The sequence below is a fragment of the Streptococcus oralis genome (assembly GCF_001578935.1).
Classification (GTDB): domain Bacteria; phylum Bacillota; class Bacilli; order Lactobacillales; family Streptococcaceae; genus Streptococcus; species Streptococcus oralis_R.
In genome coordinates this window covers 294,846-295,760 of record NZ_KQ969521.1, presented here as the reverse complement: position 1 = coordinate 295,760, position 915 = coordinate 294,846, and the positions used below count along the sequence as shown (strand labels likewise).

Annotated in this window: 2 protein-coding genes; both read right to left on the bottom strand. The window is 44.2% G+C overall.

What is annotated here, in order from left to right:
* Positions 1-789, bottom strand: a 789-nt coding sequence (gene aroB, locus SORDD15_RS01480; RefSeq protein WP_061413737.1) for a 3-dehydroquinate synthase, incomplete at its 3' end; no start/stop codon positions are given.
* Between the two features lie 18 nt (positions 790-807).
* Positions 808-906, bottom strand: a complete 99-nt coding sequence (locus SORDD15_RS09870; protein ID WP_419579773.1) for a hypothetical protein — start codon at positions 904-906, stop codon at positions 808-810.
* Between the last annotated feature and the right edge of the window lie 9 nt (positions 907-915).

The following is a 915-nucleotide window of genomic DNA, read 5'->3' as shown; positions in this document are numbered from 1 at the left end:
ATGCATGACCTTGCCATAACCGACAGTCGCTTCAATAGCATGGCCAATAGTGTGGCCAAAATTGAGGTAGAGGCGAACACCATTATCCAACTCATCCTCAACCACCATCTTGCGCTTAACTTGACAAGAATGTTCAATCAAAGTCTCCGCATGTTCCAAAATGCTCTCTACAGAACCATCTAGCTCCGTCAAGAGAGCCCACAGTTCTGGGTCCTCAATCAAGCCGTACTTGATAACCTCACCCATTCCCTCAATCAACTCTCTTTTTCCGAGTGTTTCAAGGACCAACGGGTCAATCAGAACCCCATCTGGTTGGGCAAAAGTTCCCACCATATTTTTAGCAAAAGGAGTATTGACACCCGTCTTTCCACCGATAGAGGAATCAACCTGGGCTGTCAAACTAGTCGGAATCTGAACAAAGTGAATGCCCCGCATATAGGTAGAGGCTACGAAACCAGCTAGGTCCCCAACAACACCACCGCCAAGAGCCACGATTCCATCGCTACGAGTTAAACCTTGCTTGACTAGAAATTCATAGACTTTCTGAACAGTGGTTAAATTTTTTCGTTCTTCGCCTTCTAAAAAGTCAAAAACAGCTACCTGAAAACCAGCATCTTCTAGGCTGAGTTTAACCTTCTCTGCATAGAGAGAAGCTACATGGTTATCTGTCACAATGACTACCTTTTGTGGTTGCCAGAGTTCTCGCAACCATTGACCAGCTTGCGATAGACAACCTTTTTCAATCTGAATATCATAGGGATGATGCGGAATATCGATTCTGATTTTCATAGGAGAATCTCCCTTTCTTTATTGGTATTTTTCTGTTAAAGACTGCCAAATCTCTTCTGTTGGCATTTCTTTACCTGTCCACAGTTGAAAAGCTTCAGCAGCTTGATAGAGCAACATTCCCAGGCC

Coding starts and splice junctions, on each gene's coding strand:
- SORDD15_RS09870 (WP_419579773.1), bottom strand. CDS start 906: ATGTTGCTCTATCAAGCTGCTGAAGCTTTTCAACTGTGGACAGGTAAA.